This is a genomic window from Streptomyces sp. CRN 30 (assembly GCF_034105845.1).
Window position 1 is genome coordinate 1 of record NZ_JAVRHI010000348.1, and the last position, 21,590, is coordinate 21,590.

Below are 21,590 nucleotides of genomic sequence, written 5' to 3' on the forward strand. Positions count from 1 at the left end.
CGCCCGCCGCCGCGTGCGGTCGCGGCGGCGATCGCCCTCGGCGCCGCGCGCGTCATGGGCTGGGCGGCGGCCGGTTACACCTTCCTCGTCGTTCTGCCCTCCTATCTGCAGAGCAGCCTGGACGCCACCTTCCAGCAGGCGATCGTGGCGACGGTGCTGGCCAACCTCGGCTTCGCGGCCACGATCCTCCCGGCCGGGTGGCTCAGCGACCGCGTCGGCCGGCGCCCGGTGATGCTGACGGGCGCGGTCCTGGTGACGGTCCTGGCGCTGCCGCTGCTCGGTGTGGTGCAGGACGCGGGGACGTCGGCCGCGGTCAAGGGGGCGGCGGTGTGCGGGGCCGGCGCGGTGGTCGGGCTGATGGCGGGGCCGGGCCCGGCCATGCTGGCGGAGATGTTCCCGACGACCGTCCGGTACACGGGACTGGGGCTGGCCTACTCGCTGTCCAACGCGGTCTTCTCGGGCTGCGCGGGGCTGATCATCACGGAGACGATCGCGCGGACGGGGAACCTGGACGCCCCGGCGTACTACGCGGCGGCGACGTGCGCGGTGAGCGCGCTCGCGCTGCTGCCGTCGCGCGCCGCGCGGGTGCCCGGGAAGGGTTGAGGGAGGCGCGGTGCGGGTGATCGGGCTGATGTCGGGCACGTCGTACGACGCCGTCGACGCCGCGGCGGCGGACCTGGAGCTCACCGGGGACACGCTCACCCTGCGCCCCCTCGGGCACCTGGCGGAGCCGTACGCCGACGGGCTGCGCGCCTCGCTCGCCGCGGCCCTGCCCCCGGCGGGCACCACGCTGGCCGAGGTGTGCCGGCTGGACACGCTGATCGGGCAGGCCTTCGCGGCCCTCGCGCGGGAGGCGGACGGCCGGCTGTGCGGCGGCCGGGCCGAGCTGGTGGTCTCGCACGGCCAGACCGTGTACCACGGGGCCGGGCGGGGCACGGTGCACGGCACCCTGCAGCTCGGGCAGCCCGCCTGGATCGCCGAGGCGACCGGGCTGCCGGTGGTGGCCGACCTCCGGCCGCGCGACATCGCCGCCGGCGGGCAGGGCGCTCCCCTGGTGAGCCTGGTCGACCTGTTGTGGCTGCGCGGCCGGCCGGGCACCCCGGTCGCGCTGAACCTCGGCGGCATCGCCAACCTCACCGCACCCGACGGCACCGCCTTCGACACCGGCCCGGCCTGCGCGCTGATCGACGCGGCGGTGCGCGACCACACCGGCGGGCGGCTGCGCTGCGACGTGGACGGCACCCTCGCCGCCCGTGGCACCGTGCACGGACCGCTGCTGTCCCGGCTGCTGGACGAGCCGTACTACGCGCTGCCCGCGCCGCGGACCACGGGCAAGGAGCTCTTCCACGGCGGCTATCTGCGCGCCGCGCTGGCCGGCCTCCCCCGGCTGCCCGCGCGGGACGTCGTCGCCACCCTCACCCGGCTCACCGCCCGTACGGTCGCGGACGCGGTGCGCTCCGTACGGGGCACCGAGGTGATCGCCTCCGGCGGCGGCACCCGCAATCCGGTGCTGATGCGCATGCTGGGCGAGGAGCTGCCGGGGGTGCCCGTGCGGATCTCCGACGCGCTGGGGCTGCCGGCCACCGCGAAGGAGGCGTACGCGTTCGCCGTCCTGGGGTTCCTGACGGTGCACGGGCTGCCGGGCACCGAGCCGGTGAGCACGGGGGCGCGCCACGCGAGCCCGCTGGGGTCGGTGACCCCGGGACGCGACGGGCTGCCGGCGGTGGCGCGCGCGGAACGGGCGCCGGTGCGGCTGGTGGTGGAGTGAGCGGGCCGGGGAAGGGGAAGCAGGATCCCGGGGCCCCTCTCATCCCTCTTTCACCCTCACCTCATACCGTGATGCCATGACGCAGGCGACTCCTCCCGGCTGGTACCCCGACCCGGGTCAGACACATGACGGCCCCGCCACCGAGCGGTGGTGGGACGGCACCGCGTGGACGGACCGGATCCGGCCCGCCGCCCCGGCCGGCGCGGCGTGGGGTCCCCCGGGCCCTCCGTCGGCCGCCGGCCCGTACGCGCCCTACCCGGCTGTCCCGCCCTACCCGGCCCACCCGGCGCCGGCCGGGCGGCAGGGGCTGCGCACCGGCATAGCCGTCGGCGTGGCCGCGGTCGTCCTGGCGTGCGTGGGCGTGGGCGTGTACGTCCTCACCGCGAACGGGGGCGGGAGCAGCGCGAGTTCCGCCTCCCAGGGTCCGGACGGCCGGGGCGGGCCCGGTGACGAGCGGGGCGGCGACCCGGGCCCGGGCGGTCCGGGAGGGGGCGGGCCCGGCGAGCCCACGGAGCCGGGGGTCGAGGACGGGCTCGCCCTCGACACGGTCAACGGCATCGGCCTTCCCCTGCCCGAGGACTGGTCGGCCACGATCACGACGACGGGTGTGGGGATCACCGCCGACGACGGCTACCCCTGCCCCGGCGACACCTCCAGCACGTGCACGCCCGGCGGCGCGTACTCGGCACCGGCCGAGGCGCTCGGTGTGGAGGCGACCACGGCCGAGGCCGCCGCGGAGGAGGACATCGCGCGCAACGCCGAGGAGTCCTACGGCGGCGCGAGCTACGGCAGCATCACCTCGCACGAGGAGCTGTTCTCGAAGGCGGCGACCGTGGCCGGGCAGCAGGGCTGGGCGGTCCGCTGGCAGGTCGTCACCGAGCAGGGCGCCGACGGGTACGTCGAGTCGCTCGTGGTCCCGGCACCCGCCGACCCCGACCGGCTCGTGGTGATCCGTTTCGGCGTGGACGTGGGCGACTCGGGCCCGGGCCAGTCCGTGATCGACGAGATACGCGAGGGCATCGAGGAGATCTCCGGCGGCGGCAGCGGACGCGACGTCTGACGGTCCGCCCGCCGCCCGGCCCGGACGGTGTCCGGCCGGGTGAAGCCCCTCCCCGCTCGAGAAGGGCCCCACCCGGCCGGGGGGTGCGCGCCGCCCCCGTCCCCACGGTGCGGCGCGGCCGGGCCGGCGTCCGTTCATCCCCCGTACGCCGGCCCGGGTCTAGGTGCCGTCCCCCGACGGCGCGTCCCCCGCGTCCGTGCCGCCCAGTCCGAGCGCCGGGAGCACCGCGGCCTCCACGAACCGGGTGAGGTACGCCTCGTCCGCGTACCGCCCCTCCAGGACCGGGCGGACCCGCAGCACCCCGAGGATCTGCGCGGGCACGTACTCCAGCGCGGGGTGGTCCGCGGCGACCTCGCCCCGCTCGACCGCGCGGTCGAGGATCCGCTGCAGCGCGGCGACCTCCGGCTCGACGAGGGCGTCCCGCAGCGCGCGCCGCAGCTCCTCGTCCTGGGTGATCGCGTGGCCGAGCGCCTGCAGCAGCCGGGTGTCGCGCCCGGACCAGGCGGCTCCCTCCCGTGCCACCACCCGCAGGTCCCCGGCGAGGGAGCCGGTGTCGGCGTCCTCGAACCGGGGGCAGCGGCTGGCGCGCAGGGCGGCTGCCACGAACTGCGGCTTGTTCCGCCACTGCCGGTAGAGCGTGGACTTGCTGCACCGGGTGCTCGCCGCCACGCCCTCCATGGTCACCGCCTCGTAGCCGCACTCGCGGATCTGGTCGAGCACGGCGTCGAAGAACTCCCGCTCCCGTTCGGGCGTGAGCTTGGAGCGGCGGGGGGCGACGACCTGCTCGGAACCGTCCGTGGCCTGCGACGTCATCCCTGTTCGCCCCCTCGTTCCGTGCGTTCGATACGCCAGTGTACCGATACGAGCGCGTATCGGTACACTGGCGTATCGAAACCGCCCCGTATCGGTACCGAGCTGTACCGCTGCTGCGTACCCGTGCGACGGCGGCCAGCACCAGACGTCGGCGGACCGGCCGGCACGAAAACCGAGCGAAGGGCCGGGGATGGGAACCAGAACCGAGCCGTCGGCACAGGCGCCGGACGCACCCGCGCCCGACGCGCCCGCACGACGGCAGCCCCCGCCCGCACCCGCACGGTCCGCCGCGCCGCGCCCGCCCCTCGTACGGGAGCTGCTGCTCGTCGCGGGCCTCTTCCTGGTCTACAAGTCCGGCCGGCTGCTGGCGAACGACCACACCGGCGAGGCCTTCCGCAACGCCCGCCACGTGTGGACGTGGGAGCGGTTCCTGCACCTGCCGGACGAGAGCGTGGTCCAGTCGCTGCTGCTGCGCGGCGACGGGCTCGGCGACTGGCTGGTCGAGACGGCGAACACCTACTACGCGTTCGTCCACTTCCCCGCCACCGTCGCCTTCCTCGTCTGGCTCTACCTGCGGCGCCCCGGGCACTACGTGTGGGCCCGCCGGGCGCTGGCCCTGGTCACCGCCGCCGCCCTGGTGCTGCACCTCACCTTCCCGCTCGCCCCGCCGCGCATGCTCGGCGAGCCGGGCCTCGCGGACACCGGACGGGTGTACGGACCCACGGTGTACGGAGCGGCGCCGGCGGCCGACACGATGGCGAACCAGTTCGCGGCGATGCCGTCGCTGCACTTCGGCTGGGCGCTGATGGTCGCGGTCGGCCTGATCGCCGCGACCCGGTCGCGCCTGCGGTGGGTCTGGCTGCTGCACCCGCTGGTCACCCTGCTGGTGATCGTCGGCACGGCCAACCACTACTGGCTCGACTCGCTCGTGGTCACCGCGCTGCTCGGCCTCGCCCTCGCGGCCCTGCGGTGGGCCTCGCCGGCGACGTCCGGCGCCGGGCCCGCCCGACGCTCCCTGCCGTCCGAGCGCGTCGCACTGGCGGGAGCGGGCCGGTGAGCGCCGCCCTCCTCGCCGTCGTCCTGTCGCTGGTCTCGGCGGTGGCGTACGCCGGCGCCGCCGTCGCCCAGGAGCGGATCGCCTCCCGCAGCGGCGGCGCGGGAGCGGTACGGCTGCTGGCGAGCGGGGCCTGGTGGGGGTCGGTCGCGTTGAACGCGGCGGCCGCCCTGCTGCACGTCGTGGCCCTGAAGTACGGGCCGCTCACCGTGGTGCAGCCGCTGGGCGCGCTGACGCTGGTGGCCGCGGTGCCGCTGGGGGCGCGGCTGGCCGGGCGGCGGGTGGGCACGGCGGAGTGGCGGGGCATCGCGCTCACGCTCGCCGGGCTGGCCGCGATCCTGGTCGCCGCCTCCGGGCCCGCGCCCGACGACGTGCTGAGCGTGCCGGAGGCACTGGTGGTCGCCGGGGCGACGGCTGCGCTGGTCGGGCTGCTGGCCCGGCCCGGCGCCCGGCCGGGACTGCGGCACGCGACCGCGTCCGGCGTGGCCTCCGGTGTCGCCTCGGCGCTCACCCAGACCGTGACGGTGGCCGCGACGGACCGCTCGGGCTCGCCGTTCGACGGATCGGTGATCGTGGTGGCCGTGCTGGTCGCGGCGTTCGCGGCGGGCGGACTGCTGCTGTCGCAGACCGCCTACCGGGACGGTCTGGGCGCCCCGCTCGCCCTGGTGACCCTGGCCAACCCGGTGGCGGCCGCGGCGATCGGCCTCGCGCTGCTGAGCGAGCAGGTGCGGGGCGGCGTGGTCGGCGTCCTCGTCGCGCTGGCGGGCGCGGGCCTGGCCGCCTGGGGTGTGCTCCTGCTGACGCGGGCGCCCCGCCCGGCGGACGGCGGTCACCCGGTGGCGGCGGTGCTCGCCCTGCACCCCGAGCCGGCTCGCCGCGAGCCGTCACCGCTGCCCCGGCAGCCCTCGCCCCCGTCACCGTCCTCGCCCCCGTCACCGTCACCGTCACCGTCACCGTCGCCGTCCCCGGAACGGGTCACCTGCCCGTGAGCTCCCGGACGCCGTTCCGACACGGCGTCCGGACCCGGCCCTCCTCCCCCGCCGTTCACACCAGGAACGCCCTCGGCACCGTCTCACGACCGCGCACGGCACCCCGCCCCGACCGGCCCGCGGGCGGCGACCGCTGAGCTCAGGTGTGTCTGGAGGAACCCTGGGCAGCAGCCCCGGCGTGCGCCGAACGATCAAAGAGGCGCAGAATGATTCACTCAGGCAAACAGTAGTGACGCAACAGAAAGGCGGCAACGTGGTCGACGAACCGTCCGGTCCCCGGAAGCGGGTGAGGATGCCCCCGACGGTCGCGAACATGCCGCGGCACGTCCGGGAGGAGCTGGCCCGCCGGCTCCGCCGCACCAAGCGGGGCTTCCGCGAGGAGGACGTCCAGGTCGTCGAGGGCCCCCTGCTCAAACGCGCGGTCAGCGCCTCGGCGCTCGGCAACTGCATGGAGTGGTTCGACTTCGGTGTCTACAGCTACCTCGCCGCCACCATCGGCAAGGTGTTCTTTCCCGGCGCCTCGCCGGGGGCCCAGCTGATCTCGTCCTTCGCCACCTTCGCCGCGGCCTTCGTCGTCCGCCCGCTGGGCGGCCTGGTGTTCGGTCCGCTCGGCGACCGCATCGGCCGGCAGAAGGTGCTCGCCACCACCATGATCATGATGGCGGTCGGCACCTTCGCGATCGGCCTGATCCCCAGCTACGCCACCATCGGCATCGCGGCCCCGATCCTGCTGCTGCTCGCCCGGATGGTCCAGGGCTTCTCCACCGGCGGCGAGTACGGCGGCGCCACCACCTTCGTCGCCGAGTACTCACCGGACCGCCGCCGCGGCTTCCTCTCCAGCTGGCTGGACTTCGGCACCTTCACCGGGTACGCCCTCGGCTCGGCGCTGGTCACCGTGCTGAACCTGGCGCTCACGGAGGCGCAGATGCTCTCCTGGGGCTGGCGCCTGCCGTTCCTGATCGCCGGCCCGCTGGGCATCATCGGCCTGTACATGCGGACCAAGCTCGAGGAGTCCCCGGCCTTCCAGCAGCAGCTGGACGAGCACGAGAAGAGCCTCGCCCAGGACTCGGCGGGCAGCGAGTTCAAGACCATCGTCCGCGACCACTGGCGGCCGCTGCTGGTCTGCATGGGCCTGGTGCTGCTCTACAACGTCACCAACTACATGGTCACCGGCTACCTGGTCACCTACCAGACGGAGACCCTGGACCGCTCCAGCGGCTTCGCCGACCTCCTGGTGCTCATCGGGATGCTGTGGATCGTGCTCCTGATCACCTTCCTCGGACGGCTCAGCGACCATGTCGGGCGGCGGCCGCTGTACGCCGTCGGCGCGGTGGCGATGATCGTGCTGGCCCTGCCGTCCTTCCTGCTGCTGCGGCAGGACGGCACCTGGGCCCCGATCGCCGGGGTGCTGATCCTCTCCACCCTGCTGGCCTGCTTCGCCGCGCCGAGCGCCGCCACACTGCCCGCGCTCTTCCCGACCGCCGTGCGCTACGCGGCCATGGGCATCGGCTTCAACATCGCCGTGGCGGCCTTCGGCGGCACGACACCGCTGGTCACCGAGGCGCTGGTGAACGTCACCGGCAACACCCTGATGCCCGCCTACTACCTGATGGCGGCCGGTGTCATCGGTCTGATCACCGTGAAGTTCCTGCCGGAGAGCGCCCAGGTGCCGCTGCACGGCTCGCAGCCGATGGTCGGTTCGCGGCAGGAGCAGCGGGAGCTGATCACCTCCTCCCAGGACCTCTACCGCTTCTCCCAGGAGCGCTACTGGCCCCGCTGACACCCGTACGGCACGGGCATTGACCCGGGTGAAGCGGCGGCCTTACGTTCCCGCTGAGCACCGCGGTCCGTCCCAGCACACCCGTACGTACGCACAGCCTGTCGAGGAACATCGGGGATCCCTCCAGGAGGAGTCATGCGTCGTCTGCTCGCCGGCCTCGCCGCCGGCGCCGTACTGGCCGCCTTACCGGCCTGCGGTTCGTCCGGCTCCGACCGCACCGAGCCCGCGGACGAGGGGCCTGCGGGCGTCACCACCGTCGAGGTCGGCATCATCCCGATCGTGGACGTGGCGCCCCTCTACCTGGGCGAGAAGCAGGGCTTCTTCGAGGAGCGCGGACTGAGGCTCTCGCTCAGCCCCGCGCAGGGCGGCGCGGCGATCGTGCCGGGGGTGGTCAGCGGCCAGTTCCAGTTCGGCTTCTCCAACATGACCTCACTGATGGTCGCGCAGAGCAGCGGCGTGCCCGTGAAGGCCGTCGTCAACGGCGCCTCCTCGTCCGGCGTGGAGGGCGAGGACTTCGGCGGGCTCATGGTGAAGAAGGGGAGCCCCGTCAAGTCGCCGAAGGAGCTGGAGGGGAGGAAGGTCGCCGTCAACACGCTGAAGAACATCAACGAGACCGCGGTGCGCAACTCGGTGCGCCAGGACGGCGGCGACCCGGACGAGGTCCAACTCGTCGAACTGGCCTTCGACCAGATGCCCGCGGCCCTGGAGTCCGGCCAGGTCGACGCCGCCATGGTCGTCGAACCCGCCCTCGCCACCATCAAGGCACAGGGCGGCACCGAGATCGCCTCGTCCCTCGTCGACATCGCCGACGAGCTCACCGTCGCCATGTACTTCACCAGCGCGCAGTACGCGCAGGACAACCCGGAGCTGGTCCAGGCGTTCCAGGAGGCCACCGCGGAGTCCCTCGCCTACGCCGACGCCCACCCGGACGAGGTCCGCGCGATCGTCACCACGTACACGAAGATCCCGGCGGCCACCCTGGAACGGGTGACCCTCCCCAAGTGGCCCGCCGAGGCGAACCGCGCCTCCGTCGAGGCGCTGCGGGAGCTGGGCGAGGAGGACGGGTTCTTCCGGGAGACGCCCGACCTGGACGCGCTGCTGCCGTGAAGGACGCCGCCCCGGGCGCGGCCGGCCTCGCGGGCTTCCTCGCCCTGTGGGAGGCGGTGCCGCGGCTCGGCATCGTCTCCGCGGAGTACTTCCCGCCGGTCAGCCGCGTCGCGGACGCGCTGTCCGGGGAACTCGGCGACGGCGCCTTCTGGACCGCGCTCGGCTCCACGCTGACCGGATGGGCGCTGGGGCTGGCGATCGCGGTGACGGCCGGGGTCGTCGCCGGAGTCGTCATCGCGGTCGTCCCGTACCTCCGCGAGGCGACGGCCTCCACCATCGAGTTCCTGCGCCCCATCCCGTCGGTCGCCCTCATCCCGCTCGCGGTGCTGCTGTACGGCACGGAGCTGCGCTCGGTGCTGCTGCTGGTGGTGTACGCGTCGTTCTGGCAGGTGCTGCTGCAGACCCTGTACGGCGTCCGGGACGTCGACCCGGTCGCCGAGGAGACGGCCCGCGCCTACGGCCTCGGGCCCTGGGCGCGGGTCCGGCACGTCCTGTGGCCGACGGCCCTGCCGTACGTCATGACGGGCGTGCGGCTGGCCGCCGCGGTCGCCCTCATCCTGGCGGTGACCGCCGAGCTCGTCATCGGCGCCCCGGGGCTGGGTGCGCGCATCGCGGTCGCGCAGACCTCGCAGGCGGTGCCGGAGATGTACGCGCTGGTCGTCGTCACCGGGGTGCTCGGGCTGCTGATCAACACGGGCGCGCGCACGGTGGAGCGGCGGGCGCTGGCCTGGCACCAGTCGGTGCGCGGGGAGGTGGCGCTGTGAGGCGCCCGGCGCTGGGCCTGGTGCTCGCCCTCGCCCTGCCCGCGCTGCTGGTGGCGCTCTGGTGGCTGGCGTCGGCCGGCAGCACCGACGTCTACTGGCCGCCGCTGCGCACGATCCTCACCACGTTCCCGGACGTGTGGACGGCCGACCGGCTCCGCGCCGACGTCACGCCGAGCCTGCTGCGCCTGCTGGCCGGGTACGCGCTGGCGGTCGTGCTGGGCATCGCGCTCGGCACGGTCATCGGCTCGTACCGGTGGGTCCGGGCGGTCTGCGAACCGGTGCTGGAGTTCCTGCGCGCGGTGCCGCCGCCGGTCCTCGTGCCGGTCATCATGCTGTTCGCGGGCATCGGCGACACGATGAAGGTCCTCGTGATCGCGAGCGGCTGCGTCTGGCCGGTCCTGCTCAACACGGTCGAGGGCGTCCGCGCGGTGGATCCCGTGCTGGGCGAGACGGCCCGCGGCTACGGCATCACGGGGGCCGCCCGGCTGCGTCACGTCGTGCTGCCCTCGGCGAGCCCGCAGATCCTCACGGGGGCGCGGCAGGCGCTGTCCGTCGGCGTCATCCTGATGGTGATCAGCGAGATGTTCGCGGCCAGCAACGGGCTCGGCTTCACCGTCGTGCAGTTCCAGCGCCAGTTCGCGATCCCCGGGATGTGGACGGGCATCCTCCTGCTCGGGCTGCTCGGTTTCCTGCTGTCGCTGGTGTTCCAGCTGGTCGAGCGGCGGATGCTCGGCTGGTACCACGGTCTGCGCGCGTCCTCGCGGCGGTCGCCGTGACACGTGCCGCGACAACGCGAGGGGGCGGGTCATGCTGGACGTACGGGGGCTGGCGAAGGTCTACGAGGGGTCCGGCCGCCGGGTGGAGGCGGTACGGGACCTCACCTTCACGGTCGGCGCCGGGGAACTCGTCTGCCTGGTCGGCCCATCGGGCTGCGGCAAGACCACCCTGCTGAAGTGCGTGGCGGGACTGCTCACGCCCACGGCCGGTGAGGTCCTGCTGCGGGGCCGGCCGGTGACCGGGCCGCCGCCCGGCATGGCGGTGGTCTTCCAGGAGTACGGGCGCAGCCTGTTCCCCTGGATGCGGGTCGCCGAGAACGTCGAACTGCCGTTGAAGCAGAAGAAGCTGCTGAAGGACCGGCGACGCGCGCTGGTCACCGACGCGCTGGAGTCGGTGGGCCTGGCGGACGCGGCCGGGGCGTACCCCTGGCAGCTGTCGGGCGGGATGCAGCAGCGCGTGGCCATCGCCCGCGCGCTGGCGTACGAGCCGGACGTGCTGCTCATGGACGAGCCGTTCGCGGCGGTCGACGCCCAGACCCGCGCCGACCTGGAGGACCTGGTGCGCATGCTGTGGCGGGAGCGCTCCGTCACCGTCCTCTTCGTCACCCACGACATCGACGAGGCCGTCTACCTGGGCGAACGGGTCATCGTGCTGTCCGCCTCCCCCACCGTCGTACGGGAACAGCTGACGGTGGACCTGCCGGACGCGCGGGACCAGCTCCACACGCGCGTGGCCCCGCGCTTCGCCGAACTGCGCACGCACGTGTACGCGCAGGTGCAGGCGGCCAAGCGGGGGGCGGCCGGCCGGCGGTAGTGCCCGGCGGCCCTCACAGCACGAACCCGGCGGGGAACGGGTCCGTCGGGTCGAGCAGGTACTGCGCGGTGCCGGTGATCCAGGCGCGCCCGGTGAAGCTCGGCAGCACGGCGGGGATCCCGGCGACCTCGGTCGTGCCGAGCAGCCGGCCGGTGAAGCGGGTGCCGGTGAACGACTCGTTCACGAACTCGGTGCCCAGCGGCAGTTCCCCGCGGGCGTGCAGCTGGGCCATGCGCGCGCTGGTGCCCGTACCGCAGGGCGAGCGGTCGAACCAGCCGTGGTGGATGGCCATCGCGTGCCGTGAGTGGCGGGCCGTCGAGCCGGGGGCGAGCAGCTGGACGTGGTGGCAGCCGCGGATGGAGTCGTCCTCGGGGTGGACCGGCGCGTCCTCCTCGTTGATCGCGGCCATCAACGCCAGCGCCGCCGTCAGGATCTCGTCCTTGTGGGAGCGGTCGAAGGGCAGCCCGAACGCGTCCAGCGGCAGGATCGCGTAGTAGTTCCCGCCGTACGCGAGGTCGTAGGTCACCGTGCGGCCGTCGGCGAGGGTGGCCCTGCGGTCGAGGCCGTCGCAGAAGGACGGCACGCGTACAGCGCGCAGGCGGCACCCGTCATCCCGGCTCCGATCACCACGACATCGCAGGTCAGCGGTGTGCTCACGGCTTCACTGTGGCACATGGCACAGCGTGTGGGAATGGGGCGTGGGCAACCGGGGAGGAGCGGGTGGACCCCGACGCCGCCGGCGACCTGAACGCCGGCGGTGTCGGGATTCCGGGAAGGTGCCTCAACGCTGCGGCGCGGGCACCACGCTCAGATGGCTCGCGTTACGCCGGTCGCGGCGGGCGCCGCGCGGACCGGCCGCCGGCCGCCGCGCCTCGCGCAGGACCAGCGTGATGCGTGCGTATCCCAGCTCCTGCAGGGTCTTCGGGGTCTCGCCGACGACCCTGCAGTCGGTTCTGCCCCACCGCGGGTCCGGGTGGAGCAGCGGGCGCACGGCACCGTCGTCCTCGGCGGCGGCCGGTCCGACCGCGCGGATCCAGTGCGGCACGCCCTGGCGGTAGGCGGCGTCCATGATGGGGTCCTGGGCGATGTCCCGGCGGATCGACTGCAGGCCGCGGTCCTGCCCGTGGCGCTCCACCGCGGCGGCGAAACCGGCCAGCATCGGCAGGCACCAGCGGGACTCGTGCTCGCCGAGCACGCTCGCCGCGTCGGGGTGGAAGAGCACGAATCTGAGGAAGTTGTCCTCCGGCATGGCCGTCGGGTGCGGGCCGACGCCGTGGAACAGCCGGTCGTACGCGCTGTTGGACAGCACGACGTCCCAGCGGTGGTCGAAGACGACGGACGGGAAGGGGACGGCCTCCAGATAGGTGGCGTAGTCCTGCAGGTACGCACGTGCCTCGGGACTGTCGGGGACGGGCCGCGGTACGGACCGCTGCCCTCCTGCCTGAAATGCCATCGGGAGGTCACCCCTCTTGCCTCTGCGGCCTTCACGTGGCGTCTTGATCCTGCTGCCCCCGCCCGAGTCGTGTCAACTATCGTGGCATTCCGCGTCGGTCGACGGCTGGATCCCGCCACAGTTGTGGCGATACCTGGCTGGCGGTTCGCCTTCGGGGCTAATCTCCGTGCAGTTCACGGTGGTTGCCGGCGCCGGCGACCTCGCGTCCCGGGTCGTTCCGCTCCATCATGAGATTGGCTTGGAAGAGAGACGTGGGAGATCTGTCGGTGACGGATGGCTTCGAGGTTCCGGACGCCGCGGCGACGGTGCTGCTGCCGGCCGTCGTGGCCCGTGTCGCCGCGCTCGCCGACCGGCTGGGCGTGTCACGTGACGAGGTGTTCGACGGCCACCGCCTCTCGGTGGCCTCCGGTGTGCCGGAGGGCGTGGTGAAGGCCCTGCTGGACGGCAGGCCGGCCGGGGAACCGGACGTGCAGGCCCGCTTCCTGCAACGGCTCGACCTGCTGCGCCGCACCCGTCTCAAGCCGGGCGGCCGCAAGTACACCCAGCAGGAGATCGCCGACGGGGCGGGCATGTCGCGCCAGCAGGCGGGCGCCCTGATCAACGGCGACCGGCGGCCCACGATGGAGCACTGCGACGCCATCCAGCGGTTCTTCCGGGTGCACGCCGGTTTCCTCACGGCCGAGGACCCCGAGGCGCTCGCGAGCGCGCTCACGCGCACCGAGCAGGAGCTCCTGCAGCAGCTCGCCGGCCAGGAGCGCGCGGCCGCCCCCGGTGAGCGGGCCGCCGACGATCCGCTGGAGCGGCTGCTGCAGGACCACGGTGTCCGCGGCATCGCCTGGCGGGCCGCCCAGCTGCCCACCGACCAGCACCGCGACAAGGTGGCGGAGTGGCTCGACATGCTCCTGGAGAGCGTCAAGCGGCCCGAGTCCTGACCCGGGGGAGAACTGTGGGCATCGGAAGGCAAATGCGCCGCCTGTGCGGCGAGTTGGTCGGTGGGCTCCCGCCCATCGCGCCGGAGGATCCGGCCGGTCTGCACACCGCGCTGTGCGACGCGATGAGCAGACGCCGCGGCCGTCCTGTGCGGCACCGCATGGCCGCCTTCCCGTCCGGCACCGCCAGCGGGCTGTGGCTCGACATGGCCGACCAGGACCTGATCGTCATCGAGGAGCGGACCGCGCCCGACCACCAGCTGGTGATCCTCGGCCATGAGCTGTGGCACCTGCACGCCGGGCACCACGGGCACCACGTCGAGGGCACCGCGGGCGCCCCGGCCGCCGCGGTCGCGGCGCGGCTGGTCGACGAGGACGCGGACCTGCGGGCGACGGTGCTGAAGGTCGCGGCCCGCACCCGCTTCGACGCGGGCCACGAGCGGGACGCCGAGGCGTTCGGGCTGCTGCTGGCGAGCAAGTGCCGCACCCGGCTGGCGGGTTCGTCGCTGCGCGGGCCCGTGCAGCGCGATCACCTCGCGGGCCGCATCGAGACGTCGCTGGGGTACCACGGGGCGCAGGGCTGAGACCCCGCGGTGCTTCAGGTGGCGCTGCGCTCGCTCGCCTCCTTCAGGTCCTCGGCCACGGCGCGGGTGTGCGCGGTGTCGGGCCGGCCGGCCGCCGTCGCCGGGCGGCCCGTCAGCAGCAGTTCCCGCCAGTGCTCGCGGTTCCAGTCCGCCGGGAGCGTGGTGTGCACGAAGTCCTCGACCAGGCTGAGGAAGCGGGCGGGGTCGCTGTGGAACGGGAAGTGGCCCGCCCCCTCGAAGACCGCCAGCCGGCTGCCGGGCATCGCCTCGTGGGCGCGGTACGCGTGCCGCACCGGCACCACGCTGTCCCGGTCGCCCCAGAGCAGCATGGTCGGCATGCCCTCGGTCAGGTAGCAGCGGTCCAGCATGGTCACCGCCTGGCCGCGCCAGTCGACCACGCTCCGCAGCGTGTGCACGAAGGCGCTGCGCGAGGTCGCGTCGGGCAGCGCGTCCACCATGGTCAGCAGTTCGGGCGCGTCCTGCCCGAGGTCGGTGTCCAGGAACCGCATCAGCCGCGCGAACAGCTCCACCTGCAGCCGCATCCCGGGCAGCGTCAGCAGGGCCAGCAGCAGCGGGGCCCCGGGCAGTGACACGGCCCGCAGCACGGTGTTCACCTCACGGCCGACTCCCCCGGCGCTGACCAGGATCAGCCGTTCGGTGCGCTCGGGGTACTGGTAGGCGAACTGCATCGCCACACCGCCGCCCAGCGAGTGCCCGACCAGGGTGGCCGACTCGATGCCGAGCGCGGTGAGCAGGTCGCGCACCCCGTTGGCGTACGCGGCCACCGAGTAGTCGGCGCGCGGCTTGTCGGAGGCGCCGTGGCCGAGGAGGTCGGGCGCGATCACGGTGTGGCCGCGGGCGAGGTCGGGGATGACCTCGGCCCAGGTCGCCGAGGAGTCCCCGATGCCGTGGATGAGGACGAGCGGGGGTCCCTCCCCGACCAGGCGGTACGCGCGGCGGTAGCCGTGCACGACGCGGTACCGCAGTTCCAGTTCCCCGTCGGCGACCGACCGCAGACGGGCACGCAGTGGGCGCCGGTGCGGTGCCTCGTCCACGGGCCCCTCCCGTATCCCGGGCCGCCGCGGCGGCCGAGTGCGTCTCTTCCGGCGCTCCAAGCGTAGAACGCCCGCTTTTCCAGGGGTTTCGTGAGGATTCCCCTCCGCTGAGCGGGCGAACCTCCCCGGACGGAAACGGGATTGTCAGTGGCGGGCGGCAAGCTGGGACCGTGCCACCGCCGCGCCGGGGGCGCAGGTGCCGATCCACCCGTCCGACCAGGGGAGAGCCGACCGATGCAGACCGCCGTACTGACCGACCGTGAACGCGCCGCCGTCCAGGCCTACCTGCGGCTGACCCGGACCGTACGGGCCGCCTTCGACGGTCCGCCGGACCAGGACCGACCACCGGTGGTGCCGACCGCCGCGCTGGCGGAGGCCGAGCAGGCACTGGCGGCGGCCGGCCTCGCGGGCAACGAGGAGGAGTTCTTCCGGCTGCTGCGGAGCTGGTGCCCCGAGGTCTGAGCGCTTCGGGGCTCCGGCCCGGTCACGCGGGCGCCGCCCCTCAGCCGGGGGTCGCGCCGCGCGCGAACGGTACCGACACCGCCGTGGCCACCAGGCCCCGCCGCACGATCCAGCGGCCGTCGAAGGACGCGACGCGCCGGCCGTCCACCACCGGGCCGGGCACGAGGAGTTGGGCGTGGAAGGTGCCCGTCCGGGCGCCGGGAGCCGCGGACACGTCGATGTCGGCCTCCGAGAAGTCCAGCCACTTGCCGGTGAGCGGGAACCACGCCTTGTAGACGGACTCCTTGGCGCTGAACAGCAGCCGGTCCCAGTGCACTCCGGGCCGGTCGGCGGCCAGGCGGCGCAGCCGGACCTGCTCGGCGGGCAGGGCGATCGCGTCCTGCACGCCCTCCGGGAGGGGCGCGTGCGGCTCGGCGTCGATGCCGAGGGAGGCGAGGTCGCCGACGCGGACGAGCGCGGCGGCGCAGTAGCCCTCGCAGTGCGTCATGCTGCCGGTCAGCCCGGCCGGCCAGACGGGAGCGCCCCGCTCCCCGGGCAGGACGGCCTGCGCGGGCACGCCCAGCTTCTCCATGGCGCGCCGGGCACAGCCCCGTACGGCGGTGAACTCGCGGCGGCGCTTGGCCACCGCCCGCGTCATGAGCGCCTCCTCCGCGGGGAAGAGCACCGTGTCACCGGCCGGGTCCACGCCGTCGCCCTCGTGTCTCTCGACGACCACGACCGACTGCGGGAGCAGTTCCTCGATCACCGGCTGCGGCCTCCGTCCGTGTCGGCGGGCGCCGGCAGGATGCGGCGCGGCCGTCCCGGCGGCTGCGGGCGCGGGCGCCACTCGCGGGGGTAGCCCACCGACACCTCCTCGAAGCGCACCCCGTCCAGCCAGGTGGTCCGCGGGATGTGCAGATGGCCGTAGACCATGGTGGTGACGCGGAAGCGGCGGTGCCAGTCGGCGGTCAGCCGGGTGCCGCACCACATCGCGAACTCGGGGTAGCGCAGGACGTTCGTCGGATGCCGGTCCAGCGGGTAGTGGTTGACCAGTACCGTCGGCAGGTCCGCGGGCAGCTCGGCGAGCCGGCGCTCCGTCTCGGCGACCCGCGCCCGGCACCAGGCGTCCCGGCTCGGGTACGGATCCGGGTGGAGCAGCTGCTCGTCGGTGCAGACGACCCCCGTGCCGTACGCGTACGCCAGGCCCTCGTCCTTCGTCGTCGTGCCCCTGGGCAGGAACGAGTAGTCGTACAGCAGGAAGAGCGGGGCGATCACGGCCGGGCCGCCCGGGCCCTCCCAGACCGGGTAGGGGTCCTCGGGCGTCGTGACGCCCAGGTCCCGGCAGAGCGCGACGAGGTGCTCGTACCGCGCCACCCCGCGCAGGGTGACGGTGTCCTTCGGGTGGGTCCACAGTTCGTGGTTGCCGGGGGCCCAGACGACGCGCGCGAAACGGCCGGCGAGGGTCTGAAGGGTCCAGCGGATGTCCTCGACGGTCTCGGCGACGTCCCCGGCCACCAGGAGCCAGTCGTCGTCACTCTCGGGGCGCAGCTTCTCCACCAGCGCCCGGTTCTCGGGATATCCGACGTGGAGATCGCTGATGGCCAGCAGATTCCCCGTGCGGCCGGCCTTCGGTTCCACCCTCGCGCTCCCTCCACGTACCCGTCGATCACACAAGAACACACGGGTGTGCCGCCGGACAAGCGAACAGCCGGACGACGGACGGGTTCGGCCGCACCACCGGTGCCCGCTCGGGCCGCCCGCCGCACCGCTGTCGCACCGCTGAGCGAGGATTAACACGCGCGTGACAGAAGCAGGGGTGCGCGTGGCCTTATGATCGCCCCAACACCACCGCCACGCCGCTCCCTTCGCGTACGGCGGTTCGGCGTACCTCCCTCCCCCCTGGCCGGGCACGGCCTGCTCCGCCGTGCCCGCGCATGCCCGAAAGGCGGCCTGCATGGTCTCTCGCGTACGCGTCTGGCTCAACCGCACGTACGCGGAGAACGTGTTCTTCATGGATCAGCTGAGACGCAATCCGCAGGGGCGTCCGGTCGAGATCCACGCCACCCACGGCGACCCCGACTCCCCCGTACCGGCCGCCGCCGACACCGCCGACCTGGAGCCGGAGGGCCTCTCCTCGGCCGCGTACGTGGAGTACGCCCTCGACCAGTGCCGGCGCCGGGGCATCGACGTGTTCGTGCCCCGGCTGCACCAGGCGGCCGTCACCGCGCACCGCGCGGAGTTCGCCGCCGCGGGCACGGTCCTGCTGGCGCCCCCCGCCGAGGCCGTGCAGGTGTTCGCGGACAAGGTGACGGCGTACGAGGCGGTGGAGGCGCTCGGGGTGCCGGTGCCGCCGTACCACCGGGTGCGCGACGCGGACCAGCTCCTCGGCGCCGTCGAGGAGCTGGAGGCGGCCGGGCACACGGCGTGCTTCAAGCCCGCGTCGGGCGCGGGCGGGGTGGGCTTCCGGGTCCTGACGCGGTCCCCGTTCTCCCTCACGCACCTCACCGGGTTCCCGAGCCCGTACGTGCCGCTGGACCTGGTCGTGGCGGCGGTGCGGGAGGCCGGGGAGCCGGTCGACTGGCTGGTCATGCCCCGGCTGGAGCAGCCCGAGGTGTCCGTCGACTGCCTGACCGGCCCCGACGGGCGGGTACGCATGGCGGTGGGCCGCACGAAGAACGGCCGCCGCCGCGGCTTCACGCTCCACCCCTCGTGGATCGAGCCGGCCCGCCGCATCGCGGAGGGCTTCGGCCTGCACTACCTCACCAACATCCAGTTCCGCGTGTTCGGGGACGAGCCGGTCCTCATGGACGTCAACACCCGCCCGGCGGGCGGCCTGCACCAGCTGTCCCTGTGCGGCCTCAACGCGCCCTGGGCGGCGGTGCGGCTGGCCCTCGGCGAGGACCCGGGCGAGCTGCACCCGCAGCGCCTCGGCCAGGACTACACGGTCGTCTCCGGCACCCGTCCCCTGCGCCCGGTCGCCCTGCCGTACCAGCGCCCGGACGGACCCCCGGTCACCGCCACGGGCACCCTCGCCGCCCCGGCCCACTCCCCGTCCGCGGGCAGGCCGCTGGCCGTCTGAGAGCCTGGCAGCAGGCCCGGTCCGGCGCTCACCGCAGGTAGGCGAGGCCCGGGTGGACCGCGGTGTAGCCGTCGACGAGCCTGCGGGCCACCTGCACGGAGTCGACGAGCGGGTGCAGCGCGAAGGCCTTCACCGCGTCCCGGCGGGAGCGCGACTCGGCGGCGGCGAGGACCTCCCGCTCGACGGCCTTCACCGCGCTCACCAGTCCGGTGGCGTGGCCGGGCAGCGCATCCACGGAGAAGGGGTGCGCGCCGCTCGCGTCGACGAGGCAGGGCACCTCGATGACGGCCTCGGTGTCGAGGACCGGCAGGGTGCGGCCGTTGCGGACGTTGAGGATCAGGGTGGCGCGCTCGTCGCGGGCGATGCCCCGCATCAGGGCGAGGGCCACCTTCTCGTAGCCGCCGGAGAGGTCGTCGGCCTCGCGTTCGCCCGCGCCCGCCGTCTCGCGGTTCTCCGCCATGTAGGTGGCCTCGCGCTCGGCGCGGGTGTCCTCCCATGCCTTCAGCGCCCCGGTGCCCGGGCGGCCCGCCTCCTCGTAGAAGCGGGCCTGCTGGTCGCGGAGGAAGGCGCCGCGGGTCCGCTCGGCCTCCTGGTAGGCGCGGACGGCCTCCCGGTTGAAGTAGTAGTAGTGCAGGTACTCGTTCGGGACCGCGCCGAGCGACCGCAGCCAGTCGGGGCCGAACAGCCGGCCCTCCTCGAAGGAGCCGAGCAGCGCGGTGTCGGCGAGCAGGCGCGGGAGCTCGTCGCGGCCCCTGACGCGCAGGCCGCGGACCCAGCCCAGGTGGTTGAGCCCGACGTAGTCGATCCACGCCTCGCGCGGGTCGGCGACACCGAGCACCCGGGCGATCCGGCGGCCCAGCCCGACCGGCGAGTCGCAGATGCCGATCACCCGGTCGCCGAGGTGACGGGCCATGGCCTCGGTGACCAGCCCCGCGGGGTTGGTGAAGTTGATGACCCAGGCGTCCGGGGCGAGCCGGGCGACGCGGCGCGCGATGTCGACGGCCACGGGCACGGTGCGCAGACCGTACGCGATGCCGCCCGCGCCGACCGTCTCCTGGCCGAGGACGCCCTCCGCGAGGGCCACCCGCTCGTCGTCCGCCCGGCCCTGGAGGCCGCCGACACGGATCGCGGAGAAGACGAAGTCGGCGCCGCGCAGGGCCTCGTCCAGGTCGGTGGTGGCACGCACCTCGGGCGCGTCGGGGACCCCCGCGGCCTGCTCCGCCAGGACCCGGGTCACGGCGGACAGCCGCCCCGCGTCCAGGTCGTGCAGCACGACCTGCGTCACCCGGCCCGCGCCGCGGTCACCGAGGAGCGCCCCGTACACGAGCGGCACCCGGAACCCGCCGCCGCCCAGAATCGTCAGCCTCACGCCACTTCCCGCCTTCGCCGTCCGTCCTGATCACCTCGGACCGACGCTACCCGCCGGGCCGCCCGGACGGGCGGACGGGCGGCCCAGGCGGCACGGACCGTCGTCCGGCGCCCTCCACGGCGCCATCCGGCACGAACCGGGTTCAAGGTGTGAACTCGCCGCCACGGCGAGGACTTTCGCTGCTTCACCTCTTGACGGCCCGGGTGACCGGGAGCACATTGAGCCCCGCAGCCTTCTGTGAGAGCGCTCTCAAGGCATCCCTTCCCGCACCCCGTCCCCGCACCTCACCCCCGCATTTCCTGGAGAGGTCCCCATGAGAACCCCCACGACACGCACGGCACCCACCCCGGGCAGACGCCGCCCCCTGCGGCGCGCCCTGCTCGCCGTCGTCAGCGCGCTGAGCCTCGCGGCGGCCGGCGCCTCGGTGGCCGAGGCGTCCGCGCCCACGCCGCCGTCCGGCTGGACGCAGCTCTTCGTCGACGACTTCGACGGCGCGGCCGGGACCGGCGTCAACACCGCCAACTGGCAGTACGCGACCGGCACCGGCTACCCCGGCGGGCCCTCGAACTGGGGCACCGGCGAGATCGAGACGATGACCAACAGCACCAACAACGTCGCGCTCGACGGCAACGGCAACCTCCGCATCACCCCGCGGCGCGACGCCGCCGGCAACTGGACCTCGGGCCGCATCGAGACCGTCCGCACGGACTTCCAGCCGCCGGCGGGCGGCAAGCTGCGCATCGAGTCCCGCATCCAGCTGCCGAACGTCTCCGGTGCCGCGGCCCGCGGCTACTGGCCGGCGTTCTGGGCGCTCGGCGCGCCGCACCGGGGCAACTACTGGAACTGGCCGGGCGTCGGCGAGCTCGACATCATGGAGAACGCCAACGGCCTCAACACCGTCCACGCCACGATGCACTGCGGCACCAGCCCGGGCGGCCCCTGCAACGAGACCTCCGGCATCGGCTCCTCCACCACCTGCCAGGGCACCACCTGCCAGGGCGGCTTCCACACGTACCGGCTGGAGTGGGACCGCTCGACGAGCGTGGAGGAGATCCGCTTCTACCTCGACGGCAACAACTTCCACACCGTGCGGGCCAACCAGGTCGACGCGACGACCTGGCGGAACGCCACCGACCACGGGTACTTCGTCATCCTGAACGTGGCGATGGGCGGCGGTTTCGTGGACGCCTTCGGCGGCGGCCCGGACGCGGCCACGGTGCCCGGTCACTCGATGGTCGTCGACTACGTGCAGGTGCTCTCCAGCGGGGGCGGCACCACGCCGCCGCCGAGCCGTGACGCGTACGGCACCATCCAGGCCGAGTCCTACGACAGCCACGGCGGGACGTTCACCGAGGCCACCACCGACAGCGGCGGCGGGCAGAACATCGGCGCCCTGGCCAACGGGGACTGGGCCCTGTACAAGGGCGTGAACTTCGGGTCCTCGCCGGCCACCCAGTTCCGCGCGCGGGTCGCGAGCGGCGCCCCCGCGGGGGTGAGCGGACTGGTCGAGGTGCGCCTCGGCAGCCGGACGAGCGCGCCGATCGGCAGCTTCTCGGTGGGCGGCACGGGCGGCTGGCAGTCCTGGCGGACGATCCCCGCGAACATCGGCAACGTCACCGGAACCCATGACGTCTACCTCACCTTCACGAGCGGTCAGCCGCAGGACTTCGTGAACGTGAACTGGTTCGGCTTCGCCCGCTGAGGCTTCACCTCCGGAGCGAGTACGGCGAAGGGCGGGTCGCACGCGCGCGCGTG

At 74.0% G+C, this 21,590-nt stretch carries 21 protein-coding genes and 1 pseudogene; 15 read left to right on the forward strand and 7 right to left on the reverse strand.

Annotated features, from left to right (window positions below):
* The 3 genes from UW392_RS37155 to UW392_RS37165 form a co-directional block, all read left to right on the forward strand.
* On the forward strand, positions 1 to 603 hold a 603-nt coding region (locus tag UW392_RS37155; RefSeq protein WP_320779636.1), incomplete at its 5' end, for an MFS transporter.
* Positions 604 to 613: 10 nt separating this feature from the next.
* Positions 614 to 1,768, forward strand: a complete 1,155-nt coding sequence (locus UW392_RS37160) for an anhydro-N-acetylmuramic acid kinase (protein ID WP_320779637.1) — start codon at positions 614 to 616, stop codon at positions 1,766 to 1,768.
* A 76-nt stretch (positions 1,769 to 1,844) separates the two neighbouring features.
* Positions 1,845 to 2,828: a DUF2510 domain-containing protein gene (locus tag UW392_RS37165; RefSeq protein ID WP_320779638.1), complete on the forward strand. Its 984-nt coding sequence runs from the start codon at positions 1,845 to 1,847 to the stop codon at positions 2,826 to 2,828.
* 159 nt (positions 2,829 to 2,987) lie between these two features.
* Here UW392_RS37165 and UW392_RS37170 read toward each other — a convergent pair whose 3' ends face one another.
* Positions 2,988 to 3,641, reverse strand: a complete 654-nt coding sequence (locus UW392_RS37170) for a TetR/AcrR family transcriptional regulator (protein ID WP_320779639.1) — start codon at positions 3,639 to 3,641, stop codon at positions 2,988 to 2,990.
* A 190-nt stretch (positions 3,642 to 3,831) separates the two neighbouring features.
* On the opposite strand from UW392_RS37170, the gene UW392_RS37175 reads away from it, so the two are divergent.
* The 7 genes from UW392_RS37175 to UW392_RS37205 all read left to right on the forward strand — a co-directional run bounded on the left by UW392_RS37175 (position 3,832) and on the right by UW392_RS37205 (position 10,925).
* The gene (locus tag UW392_RS37175) at positions 3,832 to 4,698 is read left to right on the forward strand and encodes a phosphatase PAP2 family protein (RefSeq protein ID WP_320779640.1); all 867 of its coding nucleotides are present in this window, start codon (positions 3,832 to 3,834) and stop codon (positions 4,696 to 4,698) included.
* Complete coding sequence (locus UW392_RS37180; RefSeq protein WP_320779641.1) at positions 4,695 to 5,684, forward strand: hypothetical protein; 990 nt, start codon at positions 4,695 to 4,697, stop codon at positions 5,682 to 5,684. The genes UW392_RS37175 and UW392_RS37180 overlap by 4 nt, the downstream gene beginning before the upstream one ends.
* Positions 5,685 to 5,997: 313 nt before the next feature.
* Positions 5,998 to 7,464 carry a glycine betaine/L-proline transporter ProP gene (proP, locus tag UW392_RS37185; protein WP_320779642.1) on the forward strand — a complete coding sequence of 489 codons (1,467 nt, stop codon included), beginning with the start codon at positions 5,998 to 6,000 and terminating at the stop codon, positions 7,462 to 7,464.
* A gap of 135 nt (positions 7,465 to 7,599) precedes the next feature.
* Positions 7,600 to 8,571: an ABC transporter substrate-binding protein gene (locus UW392_RS37190; RefSeq protein ID WP_320779643.1), complete on the forward strand. Its 972-nt coding sequence runs from the start codon at positions 7,600 to 7,602 to the stop codon at positions 8,569 to 8,571.
* Positions 8,568 to 9,335, forward strand: a complete 768-nt coding sequence (locus UW392_RS37195) for an ABC transporter permease (RefSeq protein WP_320779644.1) — start codon at positions 8,568 to 8,570, stop codon at positions 9,333 to 9,335. The genes UW392_RS37190 and UW392_RS37195 overlap by 4 nt, the downstream gene beginning before the upstream one ends.
* Positions 9,332 to 10,111, forward strand: a complete 780-nt coding sequence (locus UW392_RS37200) for an ABC transporter permease (RefSeq protein WP_320779645.1) — start codon at positions 9,332 to 9,334, stop codon at positions 10,109 to 10,111. The genes UW392_RS37195 and UW392_RS37200 overlap by 4 nt, the downstream gene beginning before the upstream one ends.
* 31 nt (positions 10,112 to 10,142) lie before the next feature.
* Positions 10,143 to 10,925: an ABC transporter ATP-binding protein gene (locus UW392_RS37205; protein ID WP_320779646.1), complete on the forward strand. Its 783-nt coding sequence runs from the start codon at positions 10,143 to 10,145 to the stop codon at positions 10,923 to 10,925.
* Between the two features lie 13 nt (positions 10,926 to 10,938).
* Here the strand turns inward: UW392_RS37205 and UW392_RS37210 are convergent.
* Both UW392_RS37210 and UW392_RS37215 read right to left on the reverse strand, forming a co-directional pair.
* Positions 10,939 to 11,508 (reverse strand): annotated as a pseudogene (locus UW392_RS37210) (proline racemase family protein); the annotation flags it as partial.
* Positions 11,509 to 11,706: 198 nt separating this feature from the next.
* On the reverse strand, positions 11,707 to 12,378 hold the full coding sequence (locus UW392_RS37215; protein WP_320779647.1) for a hypothetical protein: 672 nt from the start codon (positions 12,376 to 12,378) through the stop codon (positions 11,707 to 11,709).
* A 266-nt stretch (positions 12,379 to 12,644) separates the two neighbouring features.
* Between UW392_RS37215 and UW392_RS37220 the strand changes: the two genes are divergently transcribed.
* The gene (locus UW392_RS37220; RefSeq protein ID WP_320779648.1) at positions 12,645 to 13,310 is read left to right on the forward strand and encodes a helix-turn-helix transcriptional regulator; all 666 of its coding nucleotides are present in this window, start codon (positions 12,645 to 12,647) and stop codon (positions 13,308 to 13,310) included.
* A 32-nt stretch (positions 13,311 to 13,342) separates the two neighbouring features.
* A complete protein-coding gene (locus tag UW392_RS37225) occupies positions 13,343 to 13,891 on the forward strand; it encodes a toxin-antitoxin system, toxin component (RefSeq protein ID WP_320779649.1) in 549 nt (182 codons plus the stop codon).
* A 14-nt stretch (positions 13,892 to 13,905) separates the two neighbouring features.
* Here the strand turns inward: UW392_RS37225 and UW392_RS37230 are convergent, their stop codons facing one another.
* Complete coding sequence (locus UW392_RS37230; RefSeq protein ID WP_320779650.1) at positions 13,906 to 14,946, reverse strand: alpha/beta hydrolase; 1,041 nt, start codon at positions 14,944 to 14,946, stop codon at positions 13,906 to 13,908.
* Positions 14,947 to 15,180: 234 nt separating this feature from the next.
* On the opposite strand from UW392_RS37230, the gene UW392_RS37235 reads away from it, so the two are divergent.
* Complete coding sequence (locus UW392_RS37235; RefSeq protein WP_320779651.1) at positions 15,181 to 15,408, forward strand: hypothetical protein; 228 nt, start codon at positions 15,181 to 15,183, stop codon at positions 15,406 to 15,408.
* Positions 15,409 to 15,448: 40 nt separating this feature from the next.
* On the opposite strand, the gene UW392_RS37240 is transcribed toward UW392_RS37235, so the two are convergent.
* Both UW392_RS37240 and UW392_RS37245 read right to left on the reverse strand, forming a co-directional pair.
* Entirely contained in the window at positions 15,449 to 16,153 is a 705-nt protein-coding gene (locus UW392_RS37240; RefSeq protein ID WP_320779652.1) for a 4'-phosphopantetheinyl transferase family protein, read from the reverse strand.
* Positions 16,150 to 17,025, reverse strand: a complete 876-nt coding sequence (locus UW392_RS37245) for a metallophosphoesterase (protein WP_320779653.1) — start codon at positions 17,023 to 17,025, stop codon at positions 16,150 to 16,152. The genes UW392_RS37240 and UW392_RS37245 overlap by 4 nt, the downstream gene beginning before the upstream one ends.
* Before the next feature lie 316 nt (positions 17,026 to 17,341).
* On the opposite strand from UW392_RS37245, the gene UW392_RS37250 reads away from it, so the two are divergent.
* Entirely contained in the window at positions 17,342 to 18,466 is a 1,125-nt protein-coding gene (locus tag UW392_RS37250) for an ATP-grasp domain-containing protein (RefSeq protein WP_320779654.1), read from the forward strand.
* A 28-nt stretch (positions 18,467 to 18,494) separates the two neighbouring features.
* Here UW392_RS37250 and UW392_RS37255 read toward each other — a convergent pair whose 3' ends face one another.
* Positions 18,495 to 19,835 carry a 6-phospho-beta-glucosidase gene (locus UW392_RS37255; protein WP_320779655.1) on the reverse strand — a complete coding sequence of 447 codons (1,341 nt, stop codon included), beginning with the start codon at positions 19,833 to 19,835 and terminating at the stop codon, positions 18,495 to 18,497.
* A gap of 313 nt (positions 19,836 to 20,148) precedes the next feature.
* Here UW392_RS37255 and UW392_RS37260 point away from each other — a divergent pair, with 313 nt between their 5' ends.
* Positions 20,149 to 21,537 (forward strand): glycoside hydrolase family 16 protein, encoded by a 1,389-nt coding sequence (locus UW392_RS37260; RefSeq protein WP_320779656.1) that lies wholly within the window; start codon positions 20,149 to 20,151, stop codon positions 21,535 to 21,537.
* The last annotated feature ends 53 nt before the right edge of the window (positions 21,538 to 21,590 follow it).